Annotated in this window: 16 protein-coding genes; 8 read left to right on the top strand and 8 right to left on the bottom strand. The window is 62.8% G+C overall.

All coding sequences use genetic code 11. From position 1 onward, the window contains the following. Positions 1–49: 49 nt before the first annotated feature. Positions 50–1,012 (top strand): serine hydrolase domain-containing protein, encoded by a 963-nt coding sequence (locus tag V7Q53_RS01870; protein WP_333826667.1) that lies wholly within the window; start codon positions 50–52, stop codon positions 1,010–1,012. Positions 1,013–1,184: 172 nt separating this feature from the next. Further along, complete coding sequence (locus tag V7Q53_RS01865; RefSeq protein WP_333826666.1) at positions 1,185–2,123, top strand: LysR family transcriptional regulator; 939 nt, start codon at positions 1,185–1,187, stop codon at positions 2,121–2,123. A gap of 18 nt (positions 2,124–2,141) precedes the next feature. Here V7Q53_RS01865 and V7Q53_RS01860 read toward each other — a convergent pair whose 3' ends face one another. The 8 genes from V7Q53_RS01860 to V7Q53_RS01825 all read right to left on the bottom strand — a co-directional run bounded on the left by V7Q53_RS01860 (position 2,142) and on the right by V7Q53_RS01825 (position 11,883). Continuing rightward, positions 2,142–3,497 carry an MmgE/PrpD family protein gene (locus tag V7Q53_RS01860; protein ID WP_333826665.1) on the bottom strand — a complete coding sequence of 452 codons (1,356 nt, stop codon included), beginning with the start codon at positions 3,495–3,497 and terminating at the stop codon, positions 2,142–2,144. An 8-nt stretch (positions 3,498–3,505) separates the two neighbouring features. After that, entirely contained in the window at positions 3,506–4,282 is a 777-nt protein-coding gene (locus tag V7Q53_RS01855; protein ID WP_333826664.1) for an ABC transporter ATP-binding protein, read from the bottom strand. Further along, positions 4,275–5,126 (bottom strand): ABC transporter ATP-binding protein, encoded by an 852-nt coding sequence (locus V7Q53_RS01850; RefSeq protein ID WP_333826663.1) that lies wholly within the window; start codon positions 5,124–5,126, stop codon positions 4,275–4,277. The genes V7Q53_RS01855 and V7Q53_RS01850 overlap by 8 nt, the downstream gene beginning before the upstream one ends. After that, entirely contained in the window at positions 5,119–6,045 is a 927-nt protein-coding gene (locus V7Q53_RS01845) for an ABC transporter permease (protein WP_442954404.1), read from the bottom strand. Before V7Q53_RS01845 ends, V7Q53_RS01850 begins: the two co-directional genes overlap by 8 nt. Positions 6,046–6,055: 10 nt before the next feature. Next, entirely contained in the window at positions 6,056–7,117 is a 1,062-nt protein-coding gene (locus V7Q53_RS01840) for an ABC transporter permease (RefSeq protein ID WP_333826662.1), read from the bottom strand. Between the two features lie 224 nt (positions 7,118–7,341). Continuing rightward, a complete protein-coding gene (locus tag V7Q53_RS01835; protein WP_333826661.1) occupies positions 7,342–8,769 on the bottom strand; it encodes a M20 family metallopeptidase in 1,428 nt (475 codons plus the stop codon). Between the two features lie 360 nt (positions 8,770–9,129). Further along, positions 9,130–10,506: an amidohydrolase family protein gene (locus V7Q53_RS01830; protein WP_333826660.1), complete on the bottom strand. Its 1,377-nt coding sequence runs from the start codon at positions 10,504–10,506 to the stop codon at positions 9,130–9,132. 3 nt (positions 10,507–10,509) lie between these two features. Further along, positions 10,510–11,883 carry an amidohydrolase family protein gene (locus V7Q53_RS01825; RefSeq protein WP_333826659.1) on the bottom strand — a complete coding sequence of 458 codons (1,374 nt, stop codon included), beginning with the start codon at positions 11,881–11,883 and terminating at the stop codon, positions 10,510–10,512. 397 nt (positions 11,884–12,280) lie between these two features. Here V7Q53_RS01825 and V7Q53_RS01820 point away from each other — a divergent pair, with 397 nt between their 5' ends. From V7Q53_RS01820 to V7Q53_RS01795, 6 genes are all read left to right on the top strand, one after another. Further along, entirely contained in the window at positions 12,281–13,156 is an 876-nt protein-coding gene (locus V7Q53_RS01820; protein ID WP_333826658.1) for a dioxygenase family protein, read from the top strand. Between the two features lie 9 nt (positions 13,157–13,165). Continuing rightward, positions 13,166–13,891, top strand: a complete 726-nt coding sequence (locus tag V7Q53_RS01815) for an SDR family NAD(P)-dependent oxidoreductase (RefSeq protein WP_333826657.1) — start codon at positions 13,166–13,168, stop codon at positions 13,889–13,891. Further along, positions 13,888–14,808, top strand: a complete 921-nt coding sequence (locus V7Q53_RS01810; protein WP_333826656.1) for a 3-keto-5-aminohexanoate cleavage protein — start codon at positions 13,888–13,890, stop codon at positions 14,806–14,808. Before V7Q53_RS01815 ends, V7Q53_RS01810 begins: the two co-directional genes overlap by 4 nt. Then, positions 14,808–15,830 carry a quinone oxidoreductase family protein gene (locus tag V7Q53_RS01805; protein ID WP_333826655.1) on the top strand — a complete coding sequence of 341 codons (1,023 nt, stop codon included), beginning with the start codon at positions 14,808–14,810 and terminating at the stop codon, positions 15,828–15,830. The genes V7Q53_RS01810 and V7Q53_RS01805 overlap by 1 nt, the downstream gene beginning before the upstream one ends. Continuing rightward, on the top strand, positions 15,827–16,207 hold the full coding sequence (locus tag V7Q53_RS01800) for a cupin domain-containing protein (protein WP_333826654.1): 381 nt from the start codon (positions 15,827–15,829) through the stop codon (positions 16,205–16,207). The genes V7Q53_RS01805 and V7Q53_RS01800 overlap by 4 nt, the downstream gene beginning before the upstream one ends. Before the next feature lie 178 nt (positions 16,208–16,385). Continuing rightward, complete coding sequence (locus tag V7Q53_RS01795) at positions 16,386–17,873, top strand: ABC transporter substrate-binding protein (RefSeq protein WP_333826653.1); 1,488 nt, start codon at positions 16,386–16,388, stop codon at positions 17,871–17,873. Positions 17,874–17,937 lie beyond the last annotated feature (64 nt).

Here is a 17,937-nt window from a genome sequence, read left to right as displayed (position 1 = left end):
GCTGGCCCCCCGGACACCACGACGCGGCGCAAACCGGAAAGGGCAGGGAATGGATCAGGTCGCAGGACAGAAGGGCTGGAACGCGGAGAAGCTCGAGCAACTCCGTCAGCTTGCCGAGGCACAGGATACCGACTGCCTGATGATTGTCGAAGGCGGGCGCACGGTTTTCACCTATGGCGATGTGACACGCAAATATCTGTGCCATTCCATCCGCAAGAGCATGCTCGCGGCGCTGATGGGTGCGGAAGTCCGCAGCGGTGCGATTGATCCGGGTGCGACACTTGCCGAGCTTGGCATTGATGATCGCGAGGGCCTGTCTGAGATTGAGCGCGCGGCGACAGTCTATGACCTGCTGACGGCGCGGTCGGGGGTCTACCATCCTGCGGGATATGAGACCGAGTGGATGCGCCTGATCAAAGAGGTGCGCCACAGTCACGCGCCGGGCACTTTCTGGTGCTACAACAACTGGGATTTCAACGCACTTGGCACGATCTTTGTGCAGGCGAGCGGTCAGTCGGTGGCTCAGGCGTTTGACAGCAGGATCGCCGGGCCGCTGGGCATGGAGGATTTCTCGCTCACAGGCCCGGTGCCTGATGCCTGGACGGAAAGTTTTGACAGCAGTGTGCATGACGCCTATCCGTTCCGCATGTCCAGCCGGGATCTGGCACGCTTTGGCCAGCTTTTTCTTGCGGGCGGCATCTGGAACGGGAGCCAGATACTGCCGCAAGGATGGGCTGCCGAGAATGTCATGCCTTATTCGCATGCCGGTCCGTCCGGCGCCTATGGCTACATGTGGTGGCTTGAACGCGACGGCGTCATGTTCCCCGGTGTTCGCACGCCCGCAGGAAGTTACAGCGCCGTCGGGGCGGGCGGGCATTACTGCATGGTCATCCCGCAATATGACCTTGTCATCATCCACCGGGTCGATACCGACACACCCGGCAAGAACGTCTCCAGACACGGTTTTGGCCGGGTCGTGGCTGCGATTCTTGCCGCCCGGAATGCGGGCTGAAGGCGGCACTGCAGATTGTCCCCTTGCGCCGGGTTGTGAAAACCAGTCAAATTCTGTGCACCACCGGGCCGACGCAGGGTATACAGACGTGCTGCCCGCGTTTCGGCCAGTCGGCTATTGACGCCATCGTCCATCAACGCTGACATGGCAGCAGGAATATGGGGGTGCGGGCGTGGAGCTGAAGTTTCTTGAGGATTTTCTCTGTCTGAGCGACACGCGCAATTTCTCGCGCGCTGCCGAGTTGCGGCACATCACGCAGTCGACCCTCTCCAAGCGGATACGGCAACTGGAAAACTGGGTGGAAGCCACCCTGATCGACAGATCAAGCTATCCCGTCGAGCTGACGCCACAAGGGATTGCCATGGTTCCACAGGCGCGCGAGATCGTATCCATGTTTCACGGCATGCGCACGGGCATGCGGATTTTTGACACGCCGCCCAAAAATGCGGTGAGTATCGGTGCGATGCACACCTTGCGGGTCACTTTTCTGCCAGACTGGCGCCGCCGGATCGAGGAAACTACCGGGCCATGGTCCGTCACGCCGGTCGGTTCTCCGGCGGCCTATGCCCAGACACTGCGCCATTTTCGCAATGGCGAAACCGATCTGCTGCTGACCTATGTGCATCCCTCGGTCTCCATGGGGCTGGACCCGAACACGTTTGAGTCGATCGCTCTGGGGCGGGAAAACGTGCTTCCGCTCTCGGCCCCCGCCGACGACGGCACACCCCTTCACCGGCTGGAAGGCGGAGAGCCGGTGCGCTTTCTCAGCTACGGAACATCGTCCTTCTTCGCGCAGGCGCTTGCGGCGCTTTTCAACGAGCGCCCGCTGGCGCTGAGTGTGACGGCCACGAACAGCATGAGCCTGGGGTTGCAGTCGCTTGCCAAGGTCGGCGCGGGGGTCGCCTGGGTGCCGGAATCGCTGGCGCGGGAAGATCTGGCTTCGGGGGCACTGGTCGCCGCGGGCGGGCCTGAATGGTTTCTGCGCGTCGATATCCGTCTTTTCCGGCGACGCCACCCGGCGCGACCCATCATCGAGAAAATCTGGCGGGCAGCGGGTGCGGAAATCAACGCCAGCACCCCGGCGCCGCCGGTCCGGCTGCGCCGGACCTGAGGGGAAAGCGGGATCGTATCAGCCGGAAGCGGGCTGAAAAGCGGACAGAAGCCGTGCAGGCGCCGGGTGCCGTTCAATTGCGCGAAGAGCGTGCCAGACATCCTGCGCACCCTCCTGACCCAGATGCGGCGTGACGCAATCGAAGAACTTCGCGCGTCGCTCAGAAAGGGTGAAGGGCTCTGCCAGCGTGCCGCGCGCGTAGGTGCGGCGCGCCTTCAGAACCTGACCTGAGGCAAGCTTCAGGCTGACCCGGTGGCAGGGCCGGGGTGATGCGCGCTCTTCGTCCTGGTCCATCGGCTCCATCGAAATCCGGGGCAGGAGGGAACGTATCGCCGGGTCATGCACCGCACCGGGCGTAAAGTCGGCCAGCCTGAGGACATTCTGTGTCAGGGCCCGGGCGACGCAATACTGCATCGAGAACCGTGCTTCCATTTCATCCTGCGGGTCCGGATAGGCAAGGTTGCGGTAATTCGCCAGCCCCACAATAACATGGACCGAGGCGACATCGGCGGCGCTGAAGCCGTGCTCTCGGCGCAGGTCCATGATCATGTCGATGGCATAGTGGGCGGAACCGCAGCAGGGGTGCAGCTTTGGCGCAAGCCCTTCTGTTTCGATGATATGCCGGTCAGTAGAGATTGCCCACCGGGTCGGATGGCCGCCATTGAAAAGCGCCCCGAACCCTTGAGGGGCCTCCAGAATATCGCGCCGCCCGGTCAGCCCCTCAGCCGCGAGAAGGGCGGCATCGACGGCATTGCGCGCGGCCATGCCTGCGTGAAAGGGTTTGGCAGGCGTGCCGAACTGACCCTTTACGCCCGCCGCCATGCTGACCCCAAGCGACATTGCCTGCACCATGCCGGCGCGGTCCAGCCCCAGAAGCCAGGCAACCCCTGCGGCGGTGCCGATCATCCCTACGGTCGAGGTCGCATGCCAGCCGGTGGTGTAGTGGTGCCGTGAAACCCCCTGGCCAACCAGCGCCTGCGCCTCAAGCCCGACAAGATAGGCGCGGACAAGATCATCGCCGTTGCTGCCGCGCAGTTCCCCGGCTGCCAGAAGAGCCGGGACCAGAACCGCCGAGGCGTGGCTCAGCGCCGGGGAAAAGTTGTCGTCGAAATCCAGTGCATGGGCGGCGGTGCCATTGATCATTGCCGCAACCGGAGCGGGGCCGGTCCCGGTGCCTATCAGCGTACAGGGGCCGCCATCGACACCGCCACGGGCGAGCCCCGCGCGGACGGCGCGGACCGCCCCATCGGTCTGGCCCGCAATCATGCAGGCGAAAGTGTCGGCAATCGCATCCTGTGCGGCCTGACGTGCGGGTGCAGTAAGCAGGGCGGCGTCGCTGGCGCGCGCCACAATCTCGTCCAGAATTGCTGGCATTTTTCCTCTCAGGCAGGCGGGGGCGCGCGCGTCACTGCGGGCGCGCTGGCGGCTAGAAAATCATGGGTGTAGCGTTCGTGAACATCGCCCTGGCGCAGTTGCCCGGCGCTCACCGTCTCCAGGATGCCGCCATCTTTCATGATGGCGATGCGGTCGCACATATGGGCAACCACGGCGATGTCGTGGCTTACCATCAGATAGCTCAGCCCCCGTTCGCGGCGAAGGCGGTTCAGCAGGTTCAGAATTTCGGCCTGAACCGAGACATCAAGTGCCGAGGTCGGTTCATCCAGCAGCAGCATCCGGGGCTCGACAATCAGCGCACGGGCAATGGCCACGCGCTGCCGCTGGCCGCCGGACAGCTCATGAGGAAAACGGTAGCGGAACTGCACACTCAATCCGACGGCGCGCAACACGTCTTCAATGCGTTCCTGCGGGCGGTCCATCCCCATAAGGCGCACGGATTCCGCCAGAACCGTCTGCACCATCTTGCGCGGATGAAGCGAGGCGAAAGGGTCCTGAAAGACCATCTGCATCGCGCGCAGAACATCGCGGCTGCGGCGCGCCGAAAGGGCATCGCCGTCAAACAGGATCGATCCGTCATAGTCCGGATTCAGCCCGGCAACGGCGCGCAGGATGGTGGATTTGCCACAGCCAGATTCGCCGATCAGGCCGAATGACTCGCCGCGTACGACATGAAACGAGACATCCCGCACCGCCGTCATCCGGCTGCTTCCGCTGCCGAAATGGATGGCAAGATTGTCGATTTTCAGAATGTTGTCAGGCAAAGGTCGGGCCCTCCAGCCATTCGGGGCGACGTTCGAGCACCGCAAGCTCCGCAACCGGGGCATCAAGCCGGGGCAAGCTTTGCAGCAGCCCTTGCGTATAGGGGTGGCGGGCCTGACCCAGATCCTTGGCGGCAATTTCTTCGACCACGCGCCCGGCATACATCACCAGCACGCGGTCGCAGAAATCTGCCACCAGATTCAGGTCATGGCTGATGAAAACCAGACTGGCACCTGAGCGCGCCACCAACTCGTCAAGAATTGACAGAACCTGTCGGCGCACGGTGACATCCAGCGCCGAGGTGGGTTCATCGGCGATGATCATTTTTGGCTCGGAAATCAGCATCATGGCGATCATCACCCGCTGCCCCATCCCGCCGGACACCTCATGCGGCAGAAGATCGTACACGCGTTCGGGGTCGCGGATATGGACGTTTTCCAGCATGCTGAGCGCCTTCTGCCGTGCTTCGCGGCGCGTGGCGCGGTGGTGGGTGCGATAGGCCTCCGAGATCTGTTGCCCCACCCGGATCAGCGGGTTGAGCGAGAATTTCGGATCCTGCAGGATCATCGCGATGTCCTTGCCGCGGATGCGGCGCATGTCGCGCTCCGAGGCGGCAAGCAGGTTGCGGCCCTGAAAGTCCAACCGTTCTGCCGTCACCCGTGCGACCGGCGGCGAGAGGCGCATCAGCGCGCGCCCCGTCTGGGACTTTCCCGAGCCGGACTCGCCGACGATCGCCAGCTTCTCGTTCCTGATATCAAAGCTCACACCACGGACCGCATGGGTCACCCGGCCGGCGGCGTGGAACCGGATGTTCAGGTCACGCACAGAGAGGATCGGTTCACTCATTGCGGGGATCCAGAACATCGCGCAGGCCGTCGCCTACAAGGTTGAAGGCAATGCTTGTCAGCAGAATGGCAATGCCCGGCACTGCCGCCACATGCCCGTGAGACAGGATGAACTGACGCGCAGTAGAGAGCATCGCACCCCATTCCGGTGAAGGGGGCTGCGCACCGAGGCCCAGAAAGCCCAGCCCCGCCGCCGTAAGGATGATGGACGCCATATTCAGCGTTACCCGGGCCACGACGGAGGGAATGCACATCGGCGCGATATGCAGCACGATAACCCGCATCGCCGATGCCCCTTGCAGCTTTACCGCTGCGATATAGTCCGACCGCCTGATCATCATGGTCTCGGCCCGGGCGAGGCGCGCTATGGGGGGCCAAGTGGCAAGCGAAATGGCAATGATCGCATTCTCGATCCCCGGCCCGAGGGCCGCCACGAAGGCCAGCGCCAGAATCAGGCTGGGAAAGGCCAGGAATATTTCGGTCACGCGCATCAGGACGGTATCAACGATGCCACCGAAATAGCCTGAAAGCGTGCCCACAATCAGCCCGATCGGCGCTGAAATGGCAGCGGTCAGGAAGGCAATGTAAAGCGTGATCCGTGCGCCATAGAGGGTGCGCGAATAGATGTCGCGCCCCAGCTCGTCTGTGCCCAGCCAGTTCGCTGCAGAGGGGGGCTGAAGCCGGTTGCCAAGGTTTTGGGTGTTGATCCCGTGCGTGGCAAGCCAGGGTGCGAGGAACGACGCCCCGATGATCACCAGCAAAAGCCCCAGTCCCAGCATGGCCGATCCGTTGCGCCGAAGCTTGCGCCACATCAGCCACAGTTGCTGGACCTTGGCATGAGTGGGCGTGCGTGGCTCAGGATCGCGCAGCCATGCGCCGAGGCCGGACCGGGCAGGATTATCGTGAGGGGTTGCAGTCATTGGCTTTCTCCTACCGGGTCCGCGGGTCGAGCACGCGATAGAGCAGATCGCAGATCAGGTTGAGCACCACGAAGATCACGCCGATCAGCAGTGTGCAGCCCACCACCGAATTCATGTCACCGGCCAGAAGCGAGTTGGTCATGAAGCGGCCAAAGCCGGGCCAGGCGAAGACCGTCTCGGTAAGCACCGCGCCTTCAAGCAGAAAGGCATAGGACAGCGCCACCACGGTGATCACCTGCACGGCGACATTGCGGAAAACATGCAGCCAGACAATCCGCCATGTTCCCAGACCCTTGGCGCGGGCGGTGATGACATATTCCTGCTCAAGCTGTTCGATCATGAAGCTGCGGGTCATGCGGCTGATGTAGGCCATCGATGTCAGTGCAAGGATCGAGGCGGGCAGAATGATATGGCCAAAGACGTTGCGGAAAAGCGGCCAGTTCCCCGCCAGAAGCGCGTCAATCAGGTGAAAGCCGGTGACCGGCCGCAGATCCATCTCATGGATGAAACCGATGCGCCCGGGCCCGTTCACCCAGCCCAGCATCGCATAAAAAAGGACCAGCCCCATCAGGCCCAGCCAGAAGTTCGGCGCGGAATAGCCGATGAGCGAGCAGACACGCGCGACGTGGTCAATGATCGAGTTGCGGTAGACCGCTGCCAGAACACCCAGCGGCACACCGATCCCCGTGCCCATGATCATCGCGACCGTCGCCAGCTCCAGTGTGGCGGGAAAGGTGCGCGCAATTTCGTCAATCACCGGGCGGCCCGAGATCAGCGAGCGGCCGAAATCCAGCCGGGCCACATCAAGCAGATAGTTGCCGAACTGCACAAGCAGTGGCTGATCCAGCCCAAGCTGGACATACATCGCCTGATAGGCCTGCGCCGTCACGTTGTCGCCAAGAACCGCGATAACCGGATCGATAGGCAGCATGCGACCGATCATGAATGTCAGCGCCGCCAGCCCGATGAGGGTGATCAGCACCGAACCCATCCGCCGAAGCACGGCGAAAGCGGGGGGGAAGATGCGCGTCCATCCCTCGGCCCCGGAAGAGGTCGCGCTTCGTGTCGTCATCGATTATTTCCAGACATCCCGGGAGCATGCGCTGAACCGGCTTCACCATGCGGCCTGCCGCAAAGGGCGGCGGTGTGGCGGGGAGGGGCAGCAAAGCGTCCTGTCAGAAACGGCGCTACTATCTGCGTTTCCGTAGTGCCCGGCAGTCTGAATGTGTGTCGCATCATGGTCCTGTCGGTTGGGTGCTTCTGTTTGCCGCGCGCTGTCTCGTCCGGGCCTTGCGGCTATTCCGTTGCGGGGCGTGGTTGCAGCGGGGGGCGCACCTCTGCCGGGATCGGACAGACATAGGGTTCAGGCCCCACCCGGCCGGAATGATCTTTCTTGGCCCGCGCCAGAAGCGCCGCATCGGTTAGCAGCATGCGCCCGACAACGCCCATCACCTTCGCGGCATAGATCATGCCCTTGTGGGCGGCGGGCGACTTGCCCTGCGCTGTAAGTTGCCAGGAATGGCCCGGTGTGCCGATGGCGCAGGTGGCGACGCGCGCCTGCACTGTCGGCACTTTCCACGACACATCTGCCACATCGGTCGAGCCCATCATCGCTTTGCCGCGTTTGTCCATCGGCACGACATAATCGCACAGGGGTTCATCCGGCTGTATTTCGATACCCACGGCCTGATAGGCGGCCTCGATATCTTCCGCACTCAGCGTCGCCTGTATCTCGCGGGCATAGGCCCGGTCGGCCTCATCGAAGCGCACGCCGCCAAGTTCATCCATCGCGCGTTGCATGGCTTCTTCCAGCGGGGTGTTCCCCAGCATGTTGGAGACCGCCGACATGATCGAGATATCAACCTCTGTCTCGGTCATCATGGCGGCGCCGTAAGCAACCTTTTTCACCCGCTCGTTCAGCGCGCGCATGCCGGAAAGGCTGGTCGAGCGGATGGCATAGCGCACCTTGGTGCGTGCCTGCACAACGTTCGGCGCGGTGCCGCCCGCGTCCAGATAGGCATAATGGATGCGGCTGCTGTCCGGTATATGTTCGCGCAGATAGTTTACGCCTGACGACATCAGTTCGGCCGCATCCAGCGCCGAGCGGCCCAGATGTGGCGCGACGGCGGCATGGCTGGCGCGGCCCGTGAAGACAAAATCCATCCGCGTGTTGGCCAGACTTTCGGCTTCGTCCACCTTGGTCATGCTGGCCGGGTGCCAAGTGATCGCCGCATCAACGTCGTCAAAGGCGCCGTCGCGCACCATGAATGCTTTCGCGGCGCCGCCCTCTTCGGCGGGGCAGCCGTAATACCGGACGCGGCCCGGCGTGCCGGTTTTTTCCAGCCAGTCCTTTATCGCGCAGGCCGCCAGCAGGGCTGCCGACCCCAGCAGGTTGTGCCCGCACCCATGCCCTGCGCCACCCTGTTCCTCAGGCTGCGGCCTGGCAATTCCGGCCCTCTGGCTCAGCCCCGGCAGGGCATCATACTCACCAAGAATGGCGATGACCGGCCCGCCTTCGCCCGCCTCCCCCAGCACGGCTGTGGGAATGCCTGCGAGCGCCTCGGTTATGCGAAACCCCTTTTCACGCAGCAATGCAGTATGCTCGGCGCAGGACCGGTATTCGGCGTACAACAGTTCCGGCATTCCCCAGACACGGTCGCTGAGCGCGATCAGATCATCCTGATGATGCTCAACTGCCGACCAGATCGGATCAATGTTCTGCATGGGGCCTCCGCGAAATCTTGCCTCATAAGTCGCGTCCCATGGCGGTTGTGTCCAATGAAAAAACGATCTGCGTCAGTCGTTTGTGGACTAGATCGCCACAAGTCACTCTGGACACTCCTGTTTTCCTTGCGCAGCCGAGAGCATGCGCCCGCATTGTCAGCGGCATGCACGGACAGCAGATGCTGCACGAAAGCATCGTTCAGCTTCCGGGGATGACCATTGCAAGTCTGGGCGGGGGAGCAAGCGGGCCGCCCGGCGCTGCCATGGGCGGCGCCGGTTGGAGGGTGGACGCCAGGGAACATGGTTCACATCCATTTCCCTGGCCCGGCCATCCGGCCGGCTATATCTCACAGTCTGTTTTCAGCGCCTGAGCGCTCCGTCAATCCGGTAGTCAGCGGCGCTCAGAACGCGTTCGGTCGAGGCGAGAAGGTCGTCGCGCATCTTCCGCAGCTTGCCTTCACCGACAGAGAGCTGCCCTTTGCGTTTGACCACTTTGCCACCGACAAGAACCGTATCGACATTGCCGGGATGGGCGAATTCGACCGCAGAAAAGACCGGGTTATGCACCGGCCACAGGTTAAGATCGGTTGCGCGCAACAAGACGATGTCTGCCTGTTTTCCCGGGGTCAGCGTGCCGACCCTGTGCCCGATGCCCAGAGCTTCCGCGCCACCGATCGTGGCCCAGCGAAGCGCGTCGCGCGCCGTGACGGGGCGTGGCGGCACCGCGCTTCTGGTCGAGATATCCTCGCGCACGCGCTCATTCTGGACATAGGCGAGCGCAAGCTGCATCTCCGCAAACATGCTGCCTGACACCTTGGGTTCCACATCCACCCCGAGGGAGGGCATGAACCCGAAGTCCCAGACGCGCGAAACCGCCGGAGGGAGGCCGTATCCCCGCACCTCGGTCTGCACAGACGAGGTGACGGTGACACCGGCATCCAGAAGCATCTTCAGCTCGTCATCCGGCAGGTAGTTTGCATGGACGATGTTGTGGTCAGCCCCCAGCGCGCCCTCGGCCACAAGCCTGCGATAGCCATCCGGCATCAGTTCCTGCGACTTGCGCATGGTGGCGTGGGACGAGCTGCGCAGCCCGAAATCGCGCGTCAGGACCAGATTGGCGCGGATCGTCTCTTCTTCCGCCCAATGGGGCCCGGGCACGGCAAGGCACAGCGTGACCAGCGCCTCATCGTCTGAAAGCCGTTCCCGAAGGGCGGCGACACCCTCGCGCGGCAGCATCCGTTTGGCCAGCGGGCCGGGCGGGTTCTGGTCAGGCCGGAACACGCCGGTGCCCATGGCAAAAACCGCCCGCACCCCTGAATCGACCAGCGCGTCGACCGACCGCTCGGCCTGTTCGTGCGAGCGGATGTTATGGCAATAGTCCAGCAAGGTGGTCACGCCGGAATCAATCCGGCTCAGCCCCGCAGCCAGCGTGGCGATATAGTTGTCCTCTGGACCGAAATAGGTGCTCAGGCCGGCGAACACATCCCGCAAATACTCACCTTTCCGCCAGTCGCAACCGATGGCCTTCAGCCCGGTCTCCCATGAATGCAGATGCGCATCGACCAGGCCGGGGATGGCAATCATGTCCTGGCCGTCGATGACGGTGTCGGCAGGGCCCAGATCGCGCCCGACCGCCACGATGCGTCCGTCTTCGATCAGGATGTCTTCTGACACCCGGTCGCCCAGAGCATCATCCAGCGTGATGATCCAGCCGCAGCGCACAAGAGTTCTGGTCATTGTTCAGCTCACTTTCACCTGATAGCCCGCCTCGTCCATCGCGCGCAGGGCGGAGGCCTGCATTTCTTCCATCCGCCCGGCCAGAAGCTTCTGGTCGAAAAGCAATTTCCCGTCGCGTTTGCGCAGCTCGCCGTCAATGATCACAGTATCGACGTTTCTGGCGCTGGCCTGTTCAACAATCGAAAAGACCGGGTCATGGACCGGGTAAAGGTTCAGATCCTTCATCCTGAGCATGGTGATATCGGCCTTCATGCCGGGTTTCAGCATGCCGATCCGGTCATCCAGCCCCATCGTGCGGGCGTTGCCGATTGTCGCCCATTCCAGCGCCTCGCGCGAATGGACGGGCATTTTTGTCAATGGCGGCTCTCCGGCGGCGGCGGCGTCACGATGCGCGGACCAGCGTGCATGCAGAAGCGCGGCCTGCATCTCGCGGAACATTTCACCCGTGACAATGGGTTCGACATCAACCCCGATTGAGGGCATCGCGCCACGGGCGCGCAACCGCATGGTCAGGGGGTCGGGGGCGTGGCCATGCAGCTCCACCAGCACGGTTGCGGTGACGGTGGCGCCGCAATCGACAATCGCATCCAGCTCTTCATCGTCGATGTAATTGCCGTGGACGATGTTGTGATCCGGCCCCAGAAGCCCGGCCTTGGCCAAGGCCAGATATCCGCGGGGCGAGATGCATTTGTCGTTCGGCTTGGTTGCATGGGAAGATGTGTAAAGCCCCAGTTCCCGCGCCAGCCTGATATCGGCTTCGGCCACTTCCTGCGTGCCGTAATGGGGGCCCAGAACGGCCATGGCCAGTGTCACCCTCTGGTCATCTGATGCCATGCGGCCCTTGCGCAGCGCCTCGATCCGGTCGCGCGGGTGGGGGACATGGGTAAAGGGTATCTCACCCGGCTTTGCGGGTGGCTTGGCGGTGCCATGGGCGAAGACCGCCCGAATGCCGGTTTCCTCCAGCCCGTCGATGGCGGCCTCGGCCATTTCCAGCGACTTCAGGTTGTGGCAAAAGTCCACAACCGTGGTCACGCCGCAGTCAATCTGGTTCAGCGCCCCCACCAGATTGCCAAGGTAATTGTCCCTCGGCCCGTATTTCGTGGCGATGTTGGCATGGATATTGGCGTGATAATCCGGGCCCATCCATTCCGACCCGATACCGCGCAGGCCGCATTGCCAGACATGGATGTGACCGTTCACCAGCCCGGGCATGACAATCATGTCCGATGCGTCGATCACTGCGTCATGCGCAGCATCAAGTGACTTGCCAACCGCCAGGATGCGGTCGCCCTCGATAAGGACCTCCGCCCCGCGCAGGCTGCCCGTGGCAGCGTCGTTGGTGACCAGCCATCCGCATTTGATCAGCGTTCTTTTCATCGTCGCAATTCTCGCTTTTGGACCCAGGGTTCTGCGCATGCAGATCCGTGGCAGACAGCCATGTCGCCAACAAAGCCGCCGAGAACCGACGGCACGATCACCGGCGCCTTGCGCCAGCCTGCATGCACTCGAAAGCACAATCGATTGCATGTTAGCAGTCGAAATCCCGAGGTCAACTTTATTGTAGCGGGTTCCGTACAATTCTTCAGCGAATCCGCCGTTACTCTCTGTATTCGCTTTAAAAATCAGTACATGCATACACGATCTGCCTTTAGCGCGACATCCCTTCGGCCGCTTGATTGCAATTTTCTCTTTGACCACGTGCTTAGTTTATGCAAACGTTTGCGCGACCGCTTCGCCTGTCAGCTTTGCGCCCAGAAACCGACGAGAAAGAAAAATGATCATACGCGATCCGGACATGGTGACAGAGGCCGCGCTGGCGGCAGTTGCCCGCGCTTCAGACCAGCGACATGCCGAGATCATGTCAGCCCTTGTGCGCCATCTGCATGCCTTCTTGCGCGACGTGCGGTTGACGGACGCCGAGCTGGAAACGGCATTCGATTTTGCAAACCGCATTGGGCAGGCCACGACGGACAGCCACAATGAAGCCGCCTTGTTTTCTGATGTTCTGGGGGCATCGACGCTGGTGTGCCTGCTCAACAACGGCATGACCGGCCCCACCGAGACCGGCGCGGCGCTTCTGGGGCCCTTCTGGCGCCTGAATGCCCCTGAGATGGAGAACGGCGCCTCGCTCCTGCGCTCGCCCACCCCCGGCACGCCGCTTGACGTCAGCGGGCAGGTGCGCGATGCGCGCGGCGCGCCGATCGAGGGGGTCCGCGTGGATGTCTGGCATGCCTCGCCTGTAGGCCTGTACGAAAGCCAGGATCCTGAGCAGGCCGACATGAACCTGCGCGGCGTCTTCAAAACCGACGCTGATGGCCGTTTTCAGTTCCATACGGTGCGCCCGCTTGGCTATCCCGTGCCGACGGACGGCCCCACCGGCGAGGTTCTGCGCGCGCAGCGGCGACAACCCAACCGCCCTGCCCATCTGCATTTTCTGTTGTATCGCGAAGGGTTCCGGACGCTGATCACGCAGGTGTTTCCGGACGACGATCCGCATCTGGCAGAAGATCCGGTCTTTGGTGTCACCCCTGCCCTGATCGGCGATTTTGTGGTGAGCGGCCGGGGCACCCCTGACGAGCGTTGCGCACTGATGTGCAATTTCACGCTGGAAGCGGGCACGGCGCGGCTTCCGACACCTCCGATCAAATAGGAAGACGCAATGCAAAGCATGGACGGAAGGGTCGTCGTGGTGATCGGGGGCACGGGCAGCATCGGTGCCGCGACCGCAAAACGCTTTGCCGAGGCGGGCGCAACGGTTTGCGTGACCCAGCGCGCGCGGCCCGACCGCGCCCTGTCGGAGGCGGGTTTCCGGGTCTATCAGGCGGATGTGGCCGATACGCAATCGCTGACAGCGTTGCGCGGATCGCTGGAGCAGGACCATGGCCGCATCGACCTGCTTGTCCATGCCAGCGGCTTCACAAGGGCGATTGCGCATGCCGACCTCGATGCCCTCACCGATGCGGTGATCGACGACATGCTGGCCGTGAACTGGCGCGGCCAGTTCGCCACGCTGCGCGAACTGGCCCCTTTGCTGCGTAAGGGCGAGCGCCCGCTCAGTGTTTTCATCTCTTCCATTTCGGGCATGAACGGCATTGGCTCCAACATCGCCTATTGCGCGGCAAAGGCCGGGATCGATGTGATGGTGAAATCCCTGGCGCGCGCGCTGGCGCCCGATATCCGGGTGATGGGGGTTGCGCCGGGCGTGGTTGACAACAGCTTTGTGCCCGGACGCGACAAATCGGCGAGCGACAAGATCGCCGCTTCTGTCCCGCTTCGCCGCATCGCCACACCGGAAGACATCGCCGATGCGATCTTTGCCTGTGACACTGCGCTTGGCTATGCCACCGGCACCACGCTGGTCATGGATGGGGGGCGGCTGTTGTGACGGGTCATACCATCCTGACCTGCGCCCTGACCGGGAACCTGACCCGGCCTGACCAGACACCGCACCTGCCGATCACCCCGGCGCAGATTATTGACGCGGCGCTGGAGGCCGCCGAGGCAGGCGCAGCGATCGTGCACATCCATGTCCGTGACCCGGAAACCGGCGCGCCCTCGTCAGAGCTGGGCCTGTACCGGCAGGTTGTTGAGGCATTGCGCCGGGAAAACCCTGCGCTGATCCTGAACCTGACAACCGGCCCCGGCGCGCGGTTCGTGCCATCCGAGAAAGATCCCCGGGTGGCTGGCGAGGGTACAACGCTCACCCACCCCGAGGCCCGCGTGGCGCATGTGGTGGCGCTGAAGCCGGATATCTGCACGCTGGACCTGAACACGATGAATTCCGGCGCGCAGGTGGTGATCAACACGCCGGGTCATGTAAGGCGCATGGCGGCGCTGATCCGTGCGGCCGGAGTGTTGCCCGAGATCGAGTTGTTCGACAGTGGCGATATCGCGCTGATGCACGACCTGCTGGCGGATGGCACACTGCAGGGGCCTGTGCTGTGCTCGTTCGTCATGGGCGTCAGGTACGGCTTTCAGCCCTTGCCCGAAAGCGTGCTCTACGCCCGCGGCCGCTTGCCGCATGACGCGCAGTTCACTGCCATCGGCACAGGCCGCTCTGCCTTTCCCATGGTTGCTCAGTCGTATCTCGCAGGAGGGCATGTGCGCGTCGGGCTGGAGGATGGCGTGTATCTGTCGCGTGGAATACTCGCCCCCGGAAATGCCGCGCTGGTGCTCAAGGCCCGCCGGATCGTCGAAGATCTGGGCGGAACGCTTGCGAGCGCCGAGCAGGCGCGCATCGACCTGCGCTTGCCACGGTTGGAGCCGGAATTGAAAAGCTCAGAAATGCCAGGAGAGACCTGATGAGTACTACGCCCCTTGAAACGCTGCGGGCGGCGCGCCGTGTCCGGCTTACCCAAAAGGCGGCCGACGTGTTCAGCCTGCGTCCTGAACTGGAAACAGGATGGACTCCCCGCGCCGAGCCCGGGCAAGCGCTGGTCGAGGTGCGCGCAGCCGCCGTGAACCCCTCCGATGCCAAGGCAGCGACCGGGCTGATGCCCTATGCTGTGTTCCCGCGGACACCGGGGCGCGATTTTGCCGGCGTCGTCGTCGCCGGTGCGGCGGAACTGATCGGGAAGGAGGTCTTCGGGTCTTCGGGCGATCTGGGCATCAGGCGCGACGGCACACATGCCACGCATGTCATCGTGCCCGAGGAGGGGCTGGTCACCAAACCCGCCGGGCTGAGCTTTGCCGAGGCCGCCGGGATCGGCGTTCCCTTTGTCACGGCGATTGAAGGTTTCCGGCGCTGCGGCATGCCTCAGCCCGGCGAAACCGTGGTTATCATGGGCGTGAATGGCAAGGTCGGGCAGGCTGCGGCGCAGATTGCCACATGGCGCGGGGCGCGGGTTATCGGGGTTGTGCGCCGCGATGAACCCTTTTGCGGGCACGCCACCGCCGATGTGGCAGTGATCAATGCCGCAAATACCGATGTCGGCGAAGAGGTGCGGGCGCTGACCGATGGTCATGGGGCCGACATTGTGTTCAACACCGTGGGTGATCCGTATTTTGCCGCAGCGCACAAATCGCTCGCCAAGCTTGGCCGCCAGATCCTCATTGCCGCGATCAATCCTGTGGTCGAGTTCAACGTGTTCGAGTTCTACCGGGGGCGCCACAGCTATTTCGGTGTCGATACGCTGGCGCTCAACTGCGCGGAAACCGGCGCGTTGCTGCGTCAGTTGCTGCCGGGGTTCGAAACCGGCGCGCTCAGGCCCTTTCCGGTGGTCGATGGCAGCCTTTTCAGCCTTGACCAGATCAGTGATGCTTACACGGCTGTCATGGGGTCGGCGCGGGACCGGGTTTTCATCATCCCGCAAGCGGCACCATGATCGTCACGCGGATCAACAGGGCGCGCGAATACCGCCCGCCGGAACATTTCGGCATGCGCTGTCTTCGGCTGCAAGGTTTCGAGGCCGGACCCGTCGAGAGTTTGTGGATGGGCCTGTCAGAGATAGCGCCGGGCGGCCACACCACGCTGACAGCTTCGGGCTTCGAAAAGCTCTATCTGGTCGTCAAGGGACAGGTTGTCATCCGGACATCCGAATCAGAAGCGACACTGCACCCTCTGGACAGCTGCCGCATCGCGCCGGGCGAGGCGCGCGCGCTGGAAAACCGCAGTGACGCTACCGCCCAGATTGTGTTGTGCATGCCCTTTCAGCTCGAAAATCAAGCTGAACCCGGAAAAAAGCAAACGATTTCCGGATAACCGTCAGAGGTCTTTGCCATGGCCAATAAAATTGTGAATACTTCCATGCAATCGTTCGCAGAAAAAGCGGCAATTCGAGGCCGCGCCACATTGAAAAAGCATGTCGTATCTGCCTGGCCATAAGCCGGGCGCGTGATGATCGTCCAGCAGGAGAAATGAAGCAATGAGGAAGAACGCGATGACAAGATTGACTAATACGGTGGCGCTGAGTTGCGCGGCGGTGCTCGGCCTTGTCGGCACGGCAATGGCCGAGCCCCATGGCACATTGCGCTGGGGTGTCGGGTTTGAGCCGCAGGGCTGGAACCCGCAGACGCCGCCCAATACCACCTTCACCCAACTGGTCTATGATACGTTGATCCGGATCGACGCCGATGGCACGACACTGACGCCGGGTCTGGCAGAATCCTGGGAAATCACCCCTGAAAGCCTGACGATCCGGTTGCGTGAAGGGGCGGTATTCCATGACGGATCGCCCGTGGATGCCGATGCTGTCATCGCCAATCTGGAGAATGTGCAGCGCGCCGCCAACCGGTGGCGTGAAGCGGTCTCGGGGATTGAAAGCGCGGTCAAGGTCGATGAGCTGACCGTCCGGATCGATCTGCGTCACCCAAGCCCTGCAATGCCCTATGTCCTCAGCCAGCGCGGTCTGGCGATGATCAGCCCGGCGGCGCTTGAAGCAGGCACATGGGAGCGCATCCCCGTCGGATCGGGGCCCTATGTCTACAACGCCGAGGCTTCGATCTCCGGCTCTCGCTACGTGTTTGACGTGTTTGAGCAGCACTGGGACTACGACAATATCGGCCCCCAGCGCGTGGAAGTGGTGTATTTGCCGGATGCGTCGTCGCGTTTCAACGCGTTGCTCGCCGGTCAGGTGGACGCGGCCGACGGCGACCCCAGTCAGATGCCAAGCGCCGAAGCAGCCGGTCTGGTCTCGGATGTCTGGCGCACCCTGCGCTATCATCTGATCATGTTTGACCGGGACGGTGCGCTTGGTGATGTGCGCGTGCGCCAGGCGATGTGCAAGGCGATGCCGCTGGAGCATATCAACGCCGCGCGCTACGATGGCCTGCTGAACTTTCCGTCGCAGCGCTTCGATGAGGGCGACCCCTCCTACAACCCCGATATCCAGCGCTACGAGTATGATATCGAGGCCGCCCGCGCGCTGATGGCCGAGGCAGGCGTTTCGGAACTGAGCCTTCAGATGCCCAGCCCTGATTTCATGCGGGTCATCTCGGAGCTGACGCGCGAAAGCTTCGGCATGATCGGGATCGACCTTGACGTTCAGATGATGCCGACGCCGGAGTATTTTCAGTCGTTCTATTCCGGGCGCTATCCGCTGATCATCAACACCTTCAACCCTGAGATGGGCGGTATGTTCAACTACTACGGCTTCCGCTTCAGCGAAGGGGGCGCGGCGAACACCTTCAACGTGGCCCCGCCGCCCCGGCTGGAAGAGCTGTATCAGCTGGCGCTGGTTGCACCGGAAGAGGAACAGCCCGCCTTGCTGCAGGAAATGGCGCAGATCATTCATGATGAAGCGCTGGACTGTGCCTATTTCGATGCCGTAGGGATCGTGCATTACAACCCCGAAACCATCGCCGAGATCGCGACGACGACGTGGGAACCTTCCGCACTGCGCTATCGCGATGTCCGGATGCAGGAATAACACCGGGGTCTGAAAACGCCTGCGTTGCGGCACGGCGTATGCCTGCCGCAACGCGTTCCAGGAT

Origin of the sequence: Pararhodobacter sp., from assembly GCF_036802785.1 — a bacterium.
GTDB lineage: Bacteria > Pseudomonadota > Alphaproteobacteria > Rhodobacterales > Rhodobacteraceae > Pararhodobacter.
This window is presented reverse-complemented; position numbering and strand designations above follow the sequence as displayed.

What these genes read in the sequence shown, in the direction of transcription:
- V7Q53_RS01870 (WP_333826667.1), top strand. Translation starts at nt 50, where the DNA reads ATGGATCAGGTCGCAGGACAGAAGGGCTGGAACGCGGAGAAGCTCGAG.
- V7Q53_RS01860 (WP_333826665.1), bottom strand. Translation starts at nt 3,497, where the DNA reads ATGCCAGCAATTCTGGACGAGATTGTGGCGCGCGCCAGCGACGCCGCC.
- V7Q53_RS01850 (WP_333826663.1), bottom strand. Translation starts at nt 5,126, where the DNA reads ATGAGTGAACCGATCCTCTCTGTGCGTGACCTGAACATCCGGTTCCAC.
- V7Q53_RS01845 (WP_442954404.1), bottom strand. Translation starts at nt 6,045, where the DNA reads ATGACTGCAACCCCTCACGATAATCCTGCCCGGTCCGGCCTCGGCGCA.
- V7Q53_RS01840 (WP_333826662.1), bottom strand. Translation starts at nt 7,117, where the DNA reads ATGACGACACGAAGCGCGACCTCTTCCGGGGCCGAGGGATGGACGCGC.
- V7Q53_RS01835 (WP_333826661.1), bottom strand. Translation starts at nt 8,769, where the DNA reads ATGCAGAACATTGATCCGATCTGGTCGGCAGTTGAGCATCATCAGGAT.
- V7Q53_RS01830 (WP_333826660.1), bottom strand. Translation starts at nt 10,506, where the DNA reads ATGACCAGAACTCTTGTGCGCTGCGGCTGGATCATCACGCTGGATGAT.
- V7Q53_RS01825 (WP_333826659.1), bottom strand. Translation starts at nt 11,883, where the DNA reads ATGAAAAGAACGCTGATCAAATGCGGATGGCTGGTCACCAACGACGCT.
- V7Q53_RS01820 (WP_333826658.1), top strand. Translation starts at nt 12,281, where the DNA reads ATGATCATACGCGATCCGGACATGGTGACAGAGGCCGCGCTGGCGGCA.
- V7Q53_RS01815 (WP_333826657.1), top strand. Translation starts at nt 13,166, where the DNA reads ATGCAAAGCATGGACGGAAGGGTCGTCGTGGTGATCGGGGGCACGGGC.
- V7Q53_RS01805 (WP_333826655.1), top strand. Translation starts at nt 14,808, where the DNA reads ATGAGTACTACGCCCCTTGAAACGCTGCGGGCGGCGCGCCGTGTCCGG.
- V7Q53_RS01800 (WP_333826654.1), top strand. Translation starts at nt 15,827, where the DNA reads ATGATCGTCACGCGGATCAACAGGGCGCGCGAATACCGCCCGCCGGAA.
- V7Q53_RS01795 (WP_333826653.1), top strand. Translation starts at nt 16,386, where the DNA reads ATGACAAGATTGACTAATACGGTGGCGCTGAGTTGCGCGGCGGTGCTC.